Here is a 16,066-nt window from a genome sequence, read left to right on the forward strand (position 1 = left end):
GGGGGCGCCCATGCAGCCTATCAAGTCCAGGCACATTGCTTTCATCGTCGATATCCGCAATTGGGCATTTGACAACGTTGCCCGATCGCTTTGCACCAAGCTGCAGGCGCATACTCAATGCGCCATCCTTTACTGGGAGGATTTTTCCAACCCCGCTTTGCTGCTCAAGCATTTATCTGAACAGCAGTTTGATCATGTCCATTTCTTTTTTCGCGAACACCTGAAACTGCTGCTCTCGGTCGTGGATGGCGCTTCGTCGCACTATCGCAGGTTCGTGGGCATGGCTGTTTCCACACACGTGCCGGACTATCTGTATTCCAACCATCTGGAATTGTTGGATCGGGCGGCCTTGTTCAAGTTCGTGGACGGCTATTTCACCACGTGCCGTGATCTGCATGAGCTGTATTGTGCCGATCCTGTTGTGGCCGATCCCGACGATGTCATCTTCGATTGGCCTGACGTGCCGGTAGTGGACACGCCTGTCGATTCTGGCACCCGCCCGTTTACCATTGTCTGGTCGGGAAATTCCAAGTGGGGAGAGAGCGCCGGATTCTCGGATTACAAGGGGTTAAACGCCATTATCGAGCCGGCAGTTCAGGCTTTGCGTCGGCGGCATCCCGGCATCAAATTCGTTTGTTGTGATTCAGCGGTGAGTTCCACGCCCAGGGAGCAGCTTCTTGATATCCTGCAGGAAGCGGACGTGCTTTTGATCGCCTCCGTGCAGGAGGGTACGCCCTTGACGCTGATCGAGGCGATGGGCTGCGGTTGCGCGGTTGTGACAACGGACGTGGGTATCGCGCGTGAAGTCCTGCCGGCCTCCCAGCAGTTTTTGATCATCGACCGCGATCCGCAGGCTTTCGAACAAGCGCTGGAAACGCTGATTTCCGATCAGAATCTACTCCGTCGGATGCAGCGCGACAATGTTCAGGCCTATACGGTGCATTTCGGTCCGAACAGCCCCTTGTTGGCCAAATGGGTAAGCTTTTTGAATCTAGCTTATCAGCGCAGTCAGCAAGACGGCCGTGTGCGCAAGGAGGCTGCAGGCGCACGGCGCATGGGCTGGTTCACCCGTAACTTGATTACAGGGTTTCGCTCGGCAGCGCGCCTAGCCCAGAAACTGAACTTGATCAAGCCGATCGGGCGCTACGTCCCGGGTGCCGCGGTGCTGTATAACCGCGTCATTCATGGAGGCACGGGCAGTTCAGTAGACTACGAGCGGCTGGCTCAGTATTACGAGCGGCAATTGGAGCGATCCGAGCAGGCGGGCTTGCTAGTTGTGTATGCGCCTATGTGGCGCGGCGTGGCGGCATCCACGGAAGCATTGTTCGAGCAGGAGAGTCTACGCTTTCCCTATTCAGATCAGGAGTTTCCTGAGGTGCGCAAGCATGTGTATCTGGAGGCTCTGATTGAGCAATTGAGGAATTGGCGCCACCCCATCGTCTATAGCGGCGGTTCGGTCTTGCATATCGAATTGTCGGAGCGCCTGCGCAGGGTCAATCCGCAGCTGCGACAGTTCTTTGCCTGGCATGGTTCGCCGGCCCAGTGGGTGGAACCCTCGCATCGTGCTCATTTTGACCTGTGGCGCAAGCAATACGACAGCGGTGTCATTGACGGCATCATAACCATCAAGCCGGGGCTTAACCGCATCCTCGAGCGGCTGGGAATCAACAGTTGGGACATGTTCAATCCCATTCCTGACATCAGCAGTGTGCTAGGGCAGGCGCCTCGCCAATCGGATAAGGTACAAGTCGGTCTTTTTTCGGCGATCAGTTCCTGGTACAAGAATCCCCATGTACAGGCGCTGGCCCTGGCTGGCCGTGATAATGTCGTGTTGAAAACCAACCTCGATCAGGAACAGTTGACCAACCTGGAGCTGGGCGTTCGAGGAGTCGAATTCTATCCGATGCTGCCGCGCACCGAGTTCCTGCGTCTGCTCGACGGTTTGGATGTGAATCTGTATGTGACCAATACCGAATGCAGTCCGATGTCAGCGCTGGAGAGCTGGGCTTTGTCCGTGCCTTGCATCGTTGGACCGGCCGGAGATGTCTATTCCGCCGTCAGCCCGCGGCTTGGGGAATTACTGGTCGAGCAGCGAGTCGACGACCCCGACGCCATTAGCCGCCGCTTGGATTTGGTATTGACGCACCGGGAAGAAATTGTGGCCTTGCTGCAGTCGTACCGGACTGTGTATATGCAGAGGTATGAGGAAAAAAGAGTACAGCTCGTCGCAGCGCTGCAGGCATACCAAAAGTAAAATGGCAGCCAATTAGCCGGCTGGGCTGGCGGAAATTTCGGGGAGTTAAGGAATGGAAAGGCTGGACATGGTGGCATCGCCACAGTACCCCAACATCGAGGCCGCGATCCATTTGGCTCGCTATTCGGCCGTGCTGCCTTATGTTAAGGGTAAGGTTGTGCTCGACCTGGCTTGTGGGGAAGGGTATGGGGCGGCCTTGTTAAAAATGGCTGGTGCCAGCCGGGTGGTCGCGGCCGACGTATCCTCCGAGGCCGTAGATAAATCGCGTGCCTTGTTTGGAGGGCTGGGCGTGGAATACCTGCAGGCTGATGCGCAGACTCTGTGCGATCGGTTCGGCGCCGGATTCTTCGATGTGGTCGTCTCCATTGAAACCATCGAACACGTTCCCGATGATCGTGAGTTCTTGACGCTACTCAAGCAGATGGCCAAGCCGGATGCGGTGTTCTACATCACCTGCCCGAACGACCATTGGTATTTCGAGCCTGAACAGTCCAACCCTTATCACCTGCGCAAGTACACCTTCGGTGAATTTGAAAACCTGGCCACCGATGTCCTGGGAGAGAGTGTGCAGTGGTCGCTGGGCACTGCGGTGTTCGGTTTCGGTGCTGTGCCCAAAGACCAGGATAGGGACTATGACACGGTGGGTCAGTCCTGGATGCAGGTGCGTACCGCCGACAAGGGTTTCGCCATTCCCAACAAGCAGGCGGCTGTGGTGACTGTAGAGAATTGTAGCTATTACGCCGGCATCTGGAACTTGTCGGAGAAAGCTAGCGCCGCAGCCAGCTATTTCGCCGTGGATATGGACGCGTATTTGCGCATGTTCGACGCGTGGTGTAATTTTCCCGGCCAGCAGACTCAGCAGATCCAACAGATGTCGGATCATGTGGTGCGTCTGCAAGGCCGGCTGGCGGATCTGTCTCAGGAAAACCGTCACATGGCCTTACTGATGGCGGCGCTTCGGGCCGAGAACGAGGCCTTGCGCAGCGCCGACAATTCGGGCTTTCGCGATCGCATTGCTCACTTGGAAGGCGTCGTCGCCACCATGGAAACCGGTTATTGGCGATACACGCGCATGGCCCGTTTGGTGCCAGCGCCGCTCAAGCGAGTCATCATGGGCGTAAAGCGCGTCATCAGGGGGTGAAGTCATGTCTTCAGTTCAAGACGCGGATCAGGCCGAAATGGCCGGCTTAGAAGGCGGCAAAGACACCGCTGCTTTTACGCATTTCAACCAACCTATGTTGGGTCATAATGGCGAGGACCTGACTCTTGTTGTGAGGATGGAGCAGGGGCTGCAGGGGGCGCTGGCCGGTTTCATGGCTTCGCTCTGGCAGGCCATGCCGGAGTTTGCAGGCGAGATAATCCTGGTTCATGGGGTTGGTGCGCAAGAAGCCATGGATGGTGTGAGCGCCGAGTACGCGGCGCGGTACCGGATCCGTAGCAGGGAAGTCGAGGATCCTGGCACCATGGCAGCTGTTCAAGACGCTATCGAACTGGTCCACACTCGTTGGGTTTTTCTGCTGACCGATCACGTTGTGTTCGTGCGCAATCCATTGGATATGGCCATTGCAGAAATGTCTTCCACTGGGAGCCATTTTCTGAGCTTTCATGCTAGCGTGCGCGGAGTCGCCGATGTTGTTGTGGCGCCGCGCTTCATCGAGATGCTTTTCCTAAACGGCCGTAGTCTGGCGTTCCTGAACAGCACACGGGAGAGCGTGTTCAATGCAGTGGACACCCGTCATTTCCGGCGCCCTTACCTGAGCTTGGATGCTTGCCTGATGTTCGTGCCTAGCTGGAAAAGGCTAGGACGGTTCGATTCGGGCCTGATGGGGCAGTACGCCGATTTTGATTTTTCCCTGCGGGTGTTTCGCGATGGCCTCAAAGCGGTTTTCGTACCCGACGGCGGACTTGAGGAGCAGTTCGTGCCGGACCTCGGTAATAATCCGCTGGTGGAGGCTCCGTGCGTGGATGCTCGCTTCGCGGAGTTAATGAAGCGTGAATATGGCATCGACGTTTGCGGGGCACTGGATCCCCGCGAGATCGACCAGCAATTGGAGTCATATCGTCAGGAGTCCCTGCGGGACTGGATGGGACCGCTCTATCCGGAGTCGATCCCATCCGCCGTTTCCTCCAGGCCGCGCATAGCGCTGATTATTGACTCGGAATATTGGGCTTTTGCCAATATTGCGCGTCAGATAGTCCGCTACCTGAGCCATAAATATGAATTCGTCGTCATTCCGTCTGGGGTGGTAAATAATTTGTCGCAAATCCTGCTCATGTGTCAAGGCTGCGATATCGCCCACTTCTTCTGGCGTGAATATCTGACCTTGATCGATTCGCAGTATTTCAAAGATTACAATTATGGAATAGGCTATTCCGAGGCGGATTTCCATGCGCGCTACATTGCACCGTTGAAGTTGACGGGTGCGGTCTATGATCATCTTTTTCTAACCGAGCCCGAGATCCAGGCCCGCAGGCGCCTGTTCATGGAACTCATGTGCGGCTATACCGTCAGCTCCCGGCGGCTGCAGACTATTTATACACAAATCGACGGCTATCCGGAGCCGACGCAGGAGACTGCCGATGGCGTCGACTTGACCCTGTTCAGACCCAAAAATCTGGAGCGTTTTGATTCCATCGGATTGCGGCCGTTGGTCGTGGGCTGGGCGGGTAATTCGAAATGGGCGAGTGAGCAGGAAGATTTCAAGGGGTTTCATTCGGTTTTCATGCCTGCCATCGAACAGCTGCGCGCTGAGGGGCTGGAGATCGAGTTGCATCTTGCGGATCGTCAGCTAGGGTTCATTAGCCACCACGACATGCCTGATTACTATGCCCGGATCGATCTTTATATCTGCCCGTCTAAGATCGAAGGTACGCCCAATCCGGTGCTTGAGTCCATGGCCTGCGGCGTTCCGGTCCTGTCCACGGACGTGGGCATCGTTCCCGAGGCGTTCGGCCCGCGGCAGATGGATTTCATTTTCGAGCGCAGCATTGAAGGACTGGTTGAAAAATTGCGCTACTTTTATATAAATCGGCAAGAGTTGGCTCCCGTGTTGTCGCGGGAAAATCTGGAAAGCATCAAGAATTGGGACTGGTCGGAGAAGACGAAAAACTTCGAACTGTTTTTCGACAAGATTCTGGCTTCGTGATCATGCCTTTGGCGCATGCGGATTTTTTGAGAGAGTCGGATATGTTGAAGCGAGGTTGTCTGGACAATGCATTGCTGCTTGTTCCGGTGCTGGGCGTAGTCTGGATGTACTTGGTCTTTTTCCCCGGCATCAAGACACCTGATTCTTTACATCAGCTTTTGCAAGCCAATCTGAACGAGTATGTGGATTGGCATCCTCCTTTGATGGCGTGGCTGTGGGGCAAGCTCAATCATATCTTTCCAGAGACGTCGGGCATCATGTGGCTTCACATCTTTCTGTTGTGGACTGCGCTGATCGCTTATGCGCGCCTTATACCGGATCGCCGTTCAGCACTGATCTACCTGTTCGGCTTCATGCCCATGGTGGTTGGACTGACGGGGATTGTCTGGAAAGACATCACCACGACCTATATGTTGTTGTGGTGTCTGGTTTTCTTTTTGCTGCCTCGCACTCGCTGGTATGTGACGGCGTTTCTCGTTTGTGTGTGGCTAGCGGTTGCCTTGCGGTATAACACTCTGTTTTCCGCCTTGCCCATCGTGTTTTTCTATTTTCTGGGGCTTTTCCAGGAACACCATCGCTCCAGGTCGATTCTATTTGCTGTCACTACGACGGTCGCCGTCATGGCAGCCGTGTTCCTGAGTGCACGTGCCTTTACGTATGATTTCATCAAGGCCAAGGAGTCTTATCCTCAGATCGTTATTCTGGTGGACGATCTCAGTTATTTTTCCTTGCAGGAGCAGCGCTCCCTGGTGCCCGGCGTGGACTATTCGGCGGTCGAGCATAGTGCGCGACAGTGGACGTATGATAATTTCTTTCGCCTGAAGCTACCCAATACCAAAGAATATTATGATGAGGTGAAGGCGGCCTGGGAGGATGCTGTGCTGGCGGATCCAGTCCGGTATCTGAAGTTCCGCCTGTCCGTATTTGTCCGTTTCCTCGGTATTTCGCTAGATCCACCTTTTGCCACTGATGCGCCCAGCATCGATTATGGATTGCAACTCTACCACGTCCGTGATGTGCCCAATGCCTGGAAAGAAAGCACAGGCCAGTACATTATTTACGTGGCTGATCGTCTTCCCTTTCTTTTTGCAGGTTATTTCTGGCTGGCGTTCAACGCGTTGCTGTTCTTATTTTTGCTGTTCTACCGGAATATCGCTTATCGGCATGTTTTGCTGGCCTTAGGGGCTTCGGGAACGCTCAATGCCATGTCGTACCTGCTGGTGGCCAATTCGAACTTTTATCGGTACATTTACTGGACCGTACTAGCAGGATTGCTGGCCTTGTTTTTTATCTATTTTGGCTGGAGATCGCGGGCCAAGGACTAATTGCGCCTGTTTGTCTGGTTGGATTGAGCTTGCGACGCAAAGCCTGGTGCCCCCAGGCTTTTCTTCTTGGCGGATGCCAAGTCTGTAGTAGCCGCTCTGAGCCTGCCCCAACTGGGGCAGAGAGTCGGATGTAAGTAAGCCGAGATAGAAGGGAAGGGCGCGGAGAAAAGAAGGTGGCTGATCAGAAAAGTCTGGGAAGCTGGAGAAGATGACGCCAAAGCTTCCGATTTTTGCATAGTATCTATTCCTGTTTATCATTAGGCACAGGCTTGGCTTTGAAGAGCAGGAATTTCATCTGGGCGTAGTTGATCACCATGCCCGCCAGGCTGCCCAGGGCTACGCCGATGATGGGATGCTCACGTACGGTCGAATTTGCGTAGACGCTCAGGACATAGATGGCGTAGTTGGCCGCTCCGCCCAACAGCATCATGGCCAGATATTTTGCGAATTCTTTATGCAGGGGCAGATTGGAAGATCTGTGGCGAAAAGTCAGCCGCCGGTTTATCAGCCACGTGCCAATTACGGCGCACAGGAAAGAAGTAGCCCGCGCGCCATACAGACCCAGCGTTTCTTTCAACAGGTACAGAACGGCACTGTCGATCAGAAAGCCTGCCGTGCCTGCGACGCCGAACAGCGCGAGCTCTTTGAGTTTAGGCATCGCGTGGCGTATCGTTTTTCTTCAACGGGACGGCCAAGTAGGCGAAACGCCGCATTTCTCTGCGTGCCCGGGTGAGCGAGTCGAGAATGATGCCGGTGACGAACATGAGCAAGCTGACGATGGATAGGCCGGTTACCAGCACGGCGGTAGGAAGCCGAGGCACCAGACCATTGTGGTAATAATCGATGAATAGTGGGGTCGCCAAGATCAGAGCCAGCAGGGCGAACAAGCCGCTGATGATGGAGAAGCAGGCCAGCGGACGCTCGAACATGTACAGGCGGCCTATGGTGCGCAGGATGCGGATGCCATCGCGGTAGGTGGAGAGCTTGCTTGTCGATCCTTCTGGCCGGGCGCCATAGCGGGTGTCCATCTCCCCGTAAGGCATGGCCATTTCCAGCGCGTGCACGGTCAGCTCGGTTTCGATTTCGAACCCGGAAGAAAGACTCGGAAATGACTTGACGTAGCGGCGAGAAAATACTCGGTAGCCGGACAGCATGTCGGTGAACTGGCCGCCAAAGATGTTTTTCACTGAGCCGGTCAATAAGCGATTCCCGAAGCGGTGGCCGCGCCGGTAATTGGCTTTTTCACCCTCGTCGACCCGGCAGCCCACCAGCATGTCGAGGTTTTCGTCGATGAGACGCAGCACCATCTCTTCTGCACACGAGGCATCATAAGTGGCATCACCATCCACCATAATGTAGTAGTCAGCATCGATGTCCGCGAACATGCGGCGCACCACATTGCCCTTGCCTTTGTTCTGAACACGAAAGACTTCTGCACCCGCCGCCTGCGCCACTTCACAGGTTCGGTCTGTAGAGTTATTGTCGAAGACGCATATCCGGATGGTCGGAATGGCCTTGCGGAACTCCTCGACGACGGCGGCGATGGCGGCTTCTTCGTTATAGCAGGGAACGACCAGAGCGATTTGGTATTGGGACAGATCGGTATTGGACATAGGTGTTTTTGAAGGGTGCGACCTTGCAAAAGGGTTGTGTGATGAGTCTTTCCAACAGCAAAGTATAGCCAGTCGCTGTGCGGGGATGAGAAAAAGTTATGGACAGGGGCGTGCTTACGGCCTGTTGTTGTGCAGGTCTTTCGGCGTGGATGACGCTGGTACAGCGGTTTTCTATATATCACGTGATTATAAGCAAATGAAGATACATCTCCTCAACAGGTTTAAGCTTCAGTTTTCGCCTGTTTCACGAGATCTTTATGTTTTCCCGTTATTTAGCCCCTGGCCTTCTTGCTCTATCCGTCTCCTTCTCCGCACAGGCTGCCGAGCAAGCGCTGGAGATCGGCTATTTGCCCATCATGCCTGCCGCTCAATTGTTCGTAGGCTTAGGGTCGGGCGACTTACTGCCCAAGGGGCAGCCAGATCCCAAGCTGGTGCAGTTTCAGAGTGGGCCTGCACTGACTCAGGCTTTGATCGCCGGTCAGCTGGACGTGGCTTATGTGGGTATTGGGCCCGCTTTGGTGGCCAAGGCCAAGGAGGCTGACGTCAAGGTTGTCGCGTCCAATATCGTGGAACAGGTCAGCGTGGTCGCTATTGGCGATCTGTCCAGCTACCTGGATGCAGACAAGCCGGACTTCGCTGCAGCTGTTGCCAAATTCACTCAGGAAAAAGGCCACAAGCCCAAGGTTGCCAGCTACCCCAAAGGCGCTGTACCTGAAGCCGCCCTGCAGTACTGGCTGCGCAATATGCTGAAAGTCGATCCTGATGTGGTCGAAGTTATTTACCAGGGTGAAGCACAGATTCAGCAGGCCTTGAGTAATCATGCTGTAGATGCGGCTGCCATTCTTGAGCCTACGGTTAGCCAGATCCTGCAGCGTCAGCCCGACGCCAAGATTGTGGCTCATGGCGGTGAGCTGTTTCCCAATGAACCAGGTTCGGTGCTGCTGGTACGCGAAGGCTTGATCAAGTCCAATCCTGAATTGGTTCAACATCTGGTGAATGCACACCTGCGTGCTACGGCTTTGTTGCGTGATGAGCCTGCCAAAGCCACTCCTTATGTGCAGAAGTATGTAGGCGGTGGTCGCTTGCCTAAAGAGATTGTGCAAGCCGCTATCGAGCGCTCGCGTGATCAGTTCCAGCCTGACCCTCACAAGATTATTGATGGCACGGTTCAACTGCAGGATTTCCAGGTTTCTTTAGGCACGCTGGCTACCAAGCTGGATGATGTTCAAAGCCTGTTTGACGTTCGCTTTTATGAAAAGGCAGCACCGTAATGAGCGTTGCGAAACAAGCAAGTTTGCCCGCTGCAGCACCCGCAACTGCGGGTGCCCTGGTTGATGCCTTGTGGCGTCGCGGTCTGGAGCGGATTGTTTACGGCGTAGCCGGTCTGGCCTTGTTTATCTTGGTGTGGCGCCTGGCTTATGTCTATGGCTGGGCTCCGCGCGGTACGCTGCCTGATCCATTGAGCTTGCCCTCGGCTTTGTTCCAAGAGATTGAAGCCGGTCGTCTTTGGCCTGCTGCTCAGTCCAGTCTGGTGCATTATTTCTGGGGCTTGGGCATCGGCACTTTCCTGGGTATTGCTTTTGGTCTGGCGGCGGCAACCATCCATCGCTTTGATTTACTGCAAGCTTACTTGGTTCGCTTGCTGCGTCCTATCCCGCCCTTGGCGTGGGTGGTGTTTGCAATTGCCTGGTTCAAGGTCAGCCACACTGGTGCAGCCTTCGTGATTGCAATCGGTGTGTTCTGGCTGAATTACTTTGCCACTTACAGTGCGGTGCGTTCGGTCGATCCCCGCTATTACGAGTTGGCTGCAGCTTTTGGGCATAATTCTTATTTTTCTCGCGCCTGGACGGTAGTGTTGCCAGCGATCAGCCCCGGCTTGTTGAGTGGTGTGCGTGCCGGTATCGGTCAAGCCTGGATGACGCTGATTGCAGCCGAGTTGCTGGGTGTGCCTGGCATGGGTCAGGAAATGAATGCCGCGGCGGGTGTGGGTGCTTACGATGCGGTGGTGGTCTATATGTTGATCATCTCGGTGGTCTACACCTTGTGCGATATGCTTTTTCTGGCTTTCAACAAATGGGTACTTCAGTGGCAGCCTTGATTCAGTTCCAGGGGTTTGGTTTTCAGTACCCCGGTGCGCCTGCACCTGTGATCCGCGATGTGAATCTGGAAGTTCAGGCAGGGCATTTTGTGGCGATTGTAGGTGGTTCGGGTGTAGGCAAGAGCACCTTGTTGCGTGCGGCAGCCGGTTTGAGCCAGCCTAGCTTCGGACATCTGCGTTCCAACCTGCAAGATAGTCCTGGCCGTCGTGCCAATGCCTTCGTGTTTCAGGACAGTCGTCTGTTACCTTGGCGACGTATTGCTTCCAACGTGGCTTATGGTCTGGAAGGGTTGGGCTTATCGCGTGAAGAGCGTGATCAGCGTGTGGATGCCGCCTTGAATCAGGTGGGTTTGGCGCATCTGAAAGACCGCTGGCCGCATCAACTGTCGGGTGGTCAGGTACAGCGTGTTGGCATTGCCCGCGCCTTGGCTGTGCAGCCGGATTTGTTGTTGATGGATGAACCTTTTTCTGCCGTGGATGCCTTGACTCGTCAGGCCTTGCAGGATGAGCTGGTTCAAGTGTGGCAGCGTAGTTCAGCAGCAGTTCTGTTTGTGACGCACGACATTGATGAAGCGGTCTTTTTGGCCGATACCATTATCGTTCTGGGTGGCAGCCCGGCTGGTGTCAGCGCCCGGATAGAGGTAGACCTGCCACGTCCGCGAGATCGCACTACACCCCGCTTTGGGGAGTTGGTGAAAGAGGTTGGTCAGGCCTTGTAATTACGTCTGCCATTGCATCAAGAAGAACGGCCCATTGAGTGGGCCGTTTCTGTTGCCTACTCTTGTCTGCTGGTTCTGCATGGGTATGCTCAGAGACAAAACAATCAGGCCCTGTGCTCACTTCTACCTTGTGCGCTTTACACTACTTGTTTGATGCCTAAGCACATGACAAGGAGAGGACATGAAGCACCCGGTAAATGCATTCAAGCAGGCTTTGCGGCAGGGCAAGTCCCAGATTGGTTTGTGGCATGGCTTGGCCAGCCCGTATGTGGCGGACCTCTGTGCAGGCCTGGGCTATGACTGGATCTTGCTGGATGGCGAGCATGTTCCCAATACGGTACAGACTTTGTTGGCGCAGTTGCAGGCCGTATCGGCCCATCCTATTGCGCCGATTGTGCGTCCCAGCTGGAATGACCCTGTGCAGATCAAGCTGCTGCTGGATATGGGGGCTCAGAACCTTTTAATTCCCATGGTGCAAAACGCGGAGCAGGCCAAAGCGGCTGTTGCCGCGACACGGTATCCTCCGCATGGCATTCGAGGGGTGGGTGCAGCCTTGGCGCGTGCTGCTCGCTGGGGGGCGACCACGGACTATGTAGCGTGGGCCAATCAGGAAATGTGTGTAATTTGTCAGGTGGAAACTCGCGAGGCGCTGGATAATCTGGACGAGATTCTGGCGGTAGAGGGCGTGGACGGTATTTTCATCGGCCCGGCGGATTTGGCGGCCAGTATGGGGTATTTGACCGAACCCGGGCATCCAGACGTTTTGTCAGCGATTGAGGACGCGATCGTGCGTATCAGCAAGGCGGGCAAGGCTCCCGGAATCTTGCAGGCCAATGTCGAGGCAGCGCATCACTATTTGTCCTTGGGGGCCTTGTTTGTGGCCGTAGGCGTGGACGCGGTGTTATTGCGGCAGGCGGCAACGGCTTTGTTGGGTCAATTCAAGGACGAGGTTGAGGTGCCCGTTGCTCAGCCCGGCGCAGCTTACTAACGCTTGTTTGATCGCCAGGCGTCTTGCGGATAGCTGCTCTGTCTCAGTTATTTTGTAAAGGCCGGGTCTGTTTATAAGGCGATATGACCTTGGCCGCTGCTATGGCCAAGGTCTGCTTTCTCAAGCGCCGCTCTCGAGCAGGAAGCTCAGCAAGCTTTCTGCGCTCGGTTGCAGGTCACTGCGGCGGCGCACACCGATCAGAATTTCTCGCTGACTCCATTCTTCGTCCAGCTCAATCACACGAGTATTGGGGATCTGATAAATGCTGGCGCTCTTGCGCGGCAAGATGCCAATACCCATGCCTGCATTGATCAATAAGCACATGGCGTCGTAGCCAGAAACCTCGGTGCGGATACGCACCGAGCGGTTGGCTTCCATGGCGGTTTTGGTGATCTGGTAATGCAGCTGCGTGCCCGTTAGCAGCGTGATCTGCTCATGCTCCAGCGTTTGCTCGAAACGGACTTTGTCATGCTGAGCCAAGGGGTGATTGATAGGCACCAGCACGACCAGCTTGTCACTGCGAAATGGGTAAGCTTCGATATCGGCTGCGTAAGGCAGGCGGGTAAAGACACCCAGGTCGGCTTTGCCCTCTGCCAGAGCCCGAATAATGTCCAGGCTGGTCTGTTCTTCCAGTTGCAGGGGAATAGCGGGGTGCAGACGTCCAAATTCGCCCAGTGGCTCGGCCAGAAACTGAGAGATGGCCGATGTATTGGCCAGGATATGTACCAGCCCTTGCTGGCCTTGCGAAAACGCTTGAAGGCGCGTCTCGATCTCTTGCGCACTGTTGAGCAAGGCACGTGAGCGGTACAGCAGCTCCAGGCCCGCCGCAGTTGGGCTGACACCTTTGTTCGTACGCAGCAGCAAGGTGGTGTTCAGAGACTGTTCCAGATCCGCAATCCGGCGGCTGACCGCGGCGGCAGCAATATGCTCACGCTCTGCCGCTTGGCTGATCGTGCCTTCTTCCAGGATGCGGACAAACAGTTTGAGGGTTAGAAGGTCCAGTTTCATGCAGGCATCATATCGCTTTTTTTTGCTTATCTGCATCTGGGCTGACGGTGGCAGCGGAGAGAGTCATCGCTCCAAGCTATAGGGCTATTTCGCGGCGCGTCTACGTCATATGTCCATAAGGATGTAGTAGCAGAGGGTGTTATCAGCCTGTATCGAGGGCGAACGACCGGCCATGGCTTGGCGTTTGTTTATGAGTCGCTACAACTGCGGTTTTTACGGTACGCATTGAGGACGTCTAAGCATAAAAAAAGCCCCGCCGACTGTATGTCGGCAGGGCTTTGTACCGCTAAGCCTGTTCGATCAGGCTTGTGGCTTGGCGCCAGACAGGATGTGGCCAGCGTTAGGCACGCGGGTTTCCAGACCCAGGGTCTTGAGCATTTGGTACACGGTGCAAACAGCGGCGGACAGAACGGGCTTGCCGATCTGGTCTTGAGCGCGCTGGATAGCAGGCAGGGAAGGCATCTGCACGCAAGCGGACAGAATAACTGCGTCCACGCCGTCGTGGTTCAGGCGCTTGACGTGCTCCAGCAGGTTCTCTGGATTCAACAGGCCCACTTCCAGGTTGTCCGACACTTCCAGGCTGATGGAGTCTTGAACTTCGATGCCTTCAGCTTCGATGTAGTCAGCCACGCGCTTGGTCAGCGGCTTCATGTAAGGGGTGATGATGGAGACTTTCTTGTAGCCGAATTCTTTCAGCGTATCGACCAGGGCGCCGGCCGAGCTCAGCACAGGAATTTCCACGCCGTTATCTTTTACGGTGTTTTGCAGACGCTCTTGCGAGACGCGGTGGTAGCCGTCGCCTTGGGCCATGATGGCGACCAGGCAAGCGTAGGCCATCACGCTCATGCGGGCGTCGCTCAGCTCAACAGCGCAGCGATCGCTGGCGATGTCCATGGCTTTCAGCTCTTCGGGATTCACGTGCATCATGCGCATGCGCGAGGAGTGGAATGTGAAACGCTCTTCAGGAAACTCGGCGTAACGAGCCTGCAACATGGCAGGAATCTCGGTTTCCATGGTGGTGTTGGAGCTGGGAACGATCTGACCAATGCGGTAGGTTTTCATAGGGATCTGTCTCTGAAGGTGGTTTTTAGATTGACGCCTTCATTCTAGGACCCGTTTTCTTCCTTGCAAATCAATCATCTGTCAACGTGCCATCGCCAACGGCGATGGCAGGAGGGCAGAGATCAGGACTGGCCGGATTGCCAGCGCCAAGCGTCGTCGCACATTTCCTGGATACCTTTTTTGGCTTCCCAACCCAGTGTTTCGCGGGCTTTTTGGGTGTCGGCCCAGCAAGCAGCGATGTCGCCCGGGCGACGAGGGACCAGTTTGTAGGGAATAGGGCGTCCGGAGCTGCGGGTGAAGGCGGCGATCATGTCCAGCACGGAATAGCCCTGGCCGGTTCCCAGATTGACTGTCAGCAGTTCGCTGTCTTTGGTGTTTAGATAGTCCATTGCAGCAACGTGGCCTTTGGCCAGATCGCAGATATGTATGTAGTCGCGTACGCCCGTGCCATCCGGCGTGTCGTAGTCATTACCAAAGATCTGTACATGCTCGCGTTTACCCGCTGCAACCTGGGCGACATAAGGCATCAGGTTATTGGGAACACCTTGGGGTGTTTCGCCAATCAGGCCAGATTCATGGGCGCCGACGGGATTGAAGTAGCGCAGCACGGCAATTCGCCATCCAGCCTCGCTTTGATAAAGGTTGCCCAAAGCCTGTTCAAGCACTAGTTTGGTGTGGCCGTAGGTATTGGTTGTGGACAGCGGGTGAGTCTCTGGAATGGGTAGCTGTTGAGGGTCACCGTATACGGTTGCGGACGAGGAAAATACCAGGCTGCGCACATTGGCCTGTTGCATGGCCTGCAACAGCGTCAGCGTGCCGGTGATGTTGTTGTCGTAGTACTTGAGCGGTTGGGCTACTGATTCGCCAACCGCTTTCAAACCTGCAAAATGAATGACTGCTGCAATTGTGTGTTGCTGAAAAATCGTGTCGAGCAAGGCTCGATCCCGGATATCGCCTTCGATGAAACCGGTTTGAGTACCCGTAATTTTCTCGATGGCATCCAAGACGCTTTTTTGGCTATTGCTCAAGTTGTCCAGGATCAGAACCTGATAACCGTGTGCAATCAACTCCACACAGGTGTGAGAGCCGATAAAGCCGGTACCGCCAGTGACAAGAATGGTTTTGCCCATGGGGCTTTCCAGTTAAATGCAAGTTGAAAAGAAGTGCTTAGTCTATGCGTTTCAAGGCCGTTTTGTAGTGGCCACCGCGTTGGGCGTAAACACTGGCGTTTTGACGTAGCTTGGCAATGTCCTCATCGCTCAGGGTACGTACGGCTTTGGCAGGCGATCCGATGATCAGGCTGCGTTCCGGGAAGACTTTGCCTTCCGTGACCAATGCTCCAGCACCAACCAGGCTATCGCGACCGATGACGGCACCGTTCAGCACGACCGCCTGGATGCCGATCAGCGCGCCTTCACCGATGGTACAGCCGTGCAGCATGGCTTGGTGGCCGATGGTGACATGGTCGCCAATATCCAGCGGGTAGCCTGGATCGGTGTGCAGTACTGCGCCTTCTTGCACGTTGGAGCCTACACCCACGGTAATGGTTTCGTTGTCGCCACGGATAACGGCACCGGGCCAGACACTGCTTTGCTCTTTCAAAACGACCTTGCCAATCAGGGTGGCCTCTGCGGCAACAAAGCTGCTGTCGTCGATTTGTGGGGCGTGTTGATCTAATTGGTAGACAGGCATGAAAGATCCTTGGGTAATGTGCCGGGCCGCCTATGCCTGAATGAGAAGGGATAGGCAGCAGAGCAGGTGAGCAGGGAAGTTAATGAGGGGCTTGCGTATAAAAGCCAGTGTGATCATTGTGACCCCACTGGCTTGATCAGGCTATCAGGACTAGCCAGTGC

Annotated in this window: 14 protein-coding genes; 8 read left to right on the forward strand and 6 right to left on the reverse strand. The window is 55.2% G+C overall.

What is annotated here, in order from left to right:
* Positions 1 to 10 precede the first annotated feature (10 nt).
* Genes ACU6HM_RS16310 through ACU6HM_RS16325 form a run of 4 tightly spaced genes read left to right on the forward strand, consistent with a single transcriptional unit; the run spans position 11 to position 6,725 of the window.
* Positions 11 to 2,254: a glycosyltransferase family 4 protein gene (locus tag ACU6HM_RS16310; RefSeq protein ID WP_009458573.1), complete on the forward strand. Its 2,244-nt coding sequence runs from the start codon at positions 11 to 13 to the stop codon at positions 2,252 to 2,254.
* 52 nt (positions 2,255 to 2,306) lie between these two features.
* Entirely contained in the window at positions 2,307 to 3,395 is a 1,089-nt protein-coding gene (locus ACU6HM_RS16315; RefSeq protein ID WP_031232888.1) for a class I SAM-dependent methyltransferase, read from the forward strand.
* 4 nt (positions 3,396 to 3,399) lie between these two features.
* Positions 3,400 to 5,400, forward strand: a complete 2,001-nt coding sequence (locus tag ACU6HM_RS16320) for a glycosyltransferase (RefSeq protein ID WP_446764080.1) — start codon at positions 3,400 to 3,402, stop codon at positions 5,398 to 5,400.
* Positions 5,401 to 5,402: 2 nt separating this feature from the next.
* Complete coding sequence (locus ACU6HM_RS16325; protein WP_446764081.1) at positions 5,403 to 6,725, forward strand: hypothetical protein; 1,323 nt, start codon at positions 5,403 to 5,405, stop codon at positions 6,723 to 6,725.
* A 241-nt stretch (positions 6,726 to 6,966) separates the two neighbouring features.
* On the opposite strand, the gene ACU6HM_RS16330 is transcribed toward ACU6HM_RS16325, so the two are convergent.
* Positions 6,967 to 7,383, reverse strand: a complete 417-nt coding sequence (locus ACU6HM_RS16330; protein ID WP_021447186.1) for a GtrA family protein — start codon at positions 7,381 to 7,383, stop codon at positions 6,967 to 6,969.
* A complete protein-coding gene (locus ACU6HM_RS16335; protein ID WP_446764082.1) occupies positions 7,376 to 8,338 on the reverse strand; it encodes a glycosyltransferase family 2 protein in 963 nt (320 codons plus the stop codon). Before ACU6HM_RS16335 ends, ACU6HM_RS16330 begins: the two co-directional genes overlap by 8 nt.
* A gap of 257 nt (positions 8,339 to 8,595) precedes the next feature.
* On the opposite strand from ACU6HM_RS16335, the gene ACU6HM_RS16340 reads away from it, so the two are divergent.
* The 4 genes from ACU6HM_RS16340 to hpaI all read left to right on the forward strand — a co-directional run bounded on the left by ACU6HM_RS16340 (position 8,596) and on the right by hpaI (position 12,143).
* Positions 8,596 to 9,609, forward strand: coding sequence for an ABC transporter substrate-binding protein (locus ACU6HM_RS16340; protein ID WP_446764083.1), 1,014 nt, complete (start codon positions 8,596 to 8,598; stop codon positions 9,607 to 9,609).
* The gene (locus ACU6HM_RS16345; protein WP_226349158.1) at positions 9,609 to 10,436 is read left to right on the forward strand and encodes an ABC transporter permease; all 828 of its coding nucleotides are present in this window, start codon (positions 9,609 to 9,611) and stop codon (positions 10,434 to 10,436) included. Before ACU6HM_RS16340 ends, ACU6HM_RS16345 begins: the two co-directional genes overlap by 1 nt.
* On the forward strand, positions 10,412 to 11,155 hold the full coding sequence (locus ACU6HM_RS16350) for an ABC transporter ATP-binding protein (protein ID WP_226791389.1): 744 nt from the start codon (positions 10,412 to 10,414) through the stop codon (positions 11,153 to 11,155). The genes ACU6HM_RS16345 and ACU6HM_RS16350 overlap by 25 nt, the downstream gene beginning before the upstream one ends.
* Positions 11,156 to 11,336: 181 nt before the next feature.
* Positions 11,337 to 12,143, forward strand: coding sequence for a 4-hydroxy-2-oxoheptanedioate aldolase (gene hpaI, locus ACU6HM_RS16355; protein ID WP_009458582.1), 807 nt, complete (start codon positions 11,337 to 11,339; stop codon positions 12,141 to 12,143).
* A gap of 120 nt (positions 12,144 to 12,263) precedes the next feature.
* Here hpaI and ACU6HM_RS16360 read toward each other — a convergent pair whose 3' ends face one another.
* From ACU6HM_RS16360 to ACU6HM_RS16375, 4 genes are all read right to left on the reverse strand, one after another.
* Positions 12,264 to 13,151, reverse strand: a complete 888-nt coding sequence (locus tag ACU6HM_RS16360; protein WP_446764084.1) for a LysR substrate-binding domain-containing protein — start codon at positions 13,149 to 13,151, stop codon at positions 12,264 to 12,266.
* Positions 13,152 to 13,451: 300 nt separating this feature from the next.
* A complete protein-coding gene (locus ACU6HM_RS16365; RefSeq protein ID WP_009458584.1) occupies positions 13,452 to 14,213 on the reverse strand; it encodes a maleate cis-trans isomerase family protein in 762 nt (253 codons plus the stop codon).
* A 122-nt stretch (positions 14,214 to 14,335) separates the two neighbouring features.
* Positions 14,336 to 15,343, reverse strand: a complete 1,008-nt coding sequence (galE, locus tag ACU6HM_RS16370) for a UDP-glucose 4-epimerase GalE (RefSeq protein ID WP_009458585.1) — start codon at positions 15,341 to 15,343, stop codon at positions 14,336 to 14,338.
* 37 nt (positions 15,344 to 15,380) lie between these two features.
* On the reverse strand, positions 15,381 to 15,905 hold the full coding sequence (locus ACU6HM_RS16375; protein WP_009458586.1) for a gamma carbonic anhydrase family protein: 525 nt from the start codon (positions 15,903 to 15,905) through the stop codon (positions 15,381 to 15,383).
* Positions 15,906 to 16,066: the final 161 nt, after the last annotated feature.

Source organism: Alcaligenes sp. RM2, from assembly GCF_052931795.1.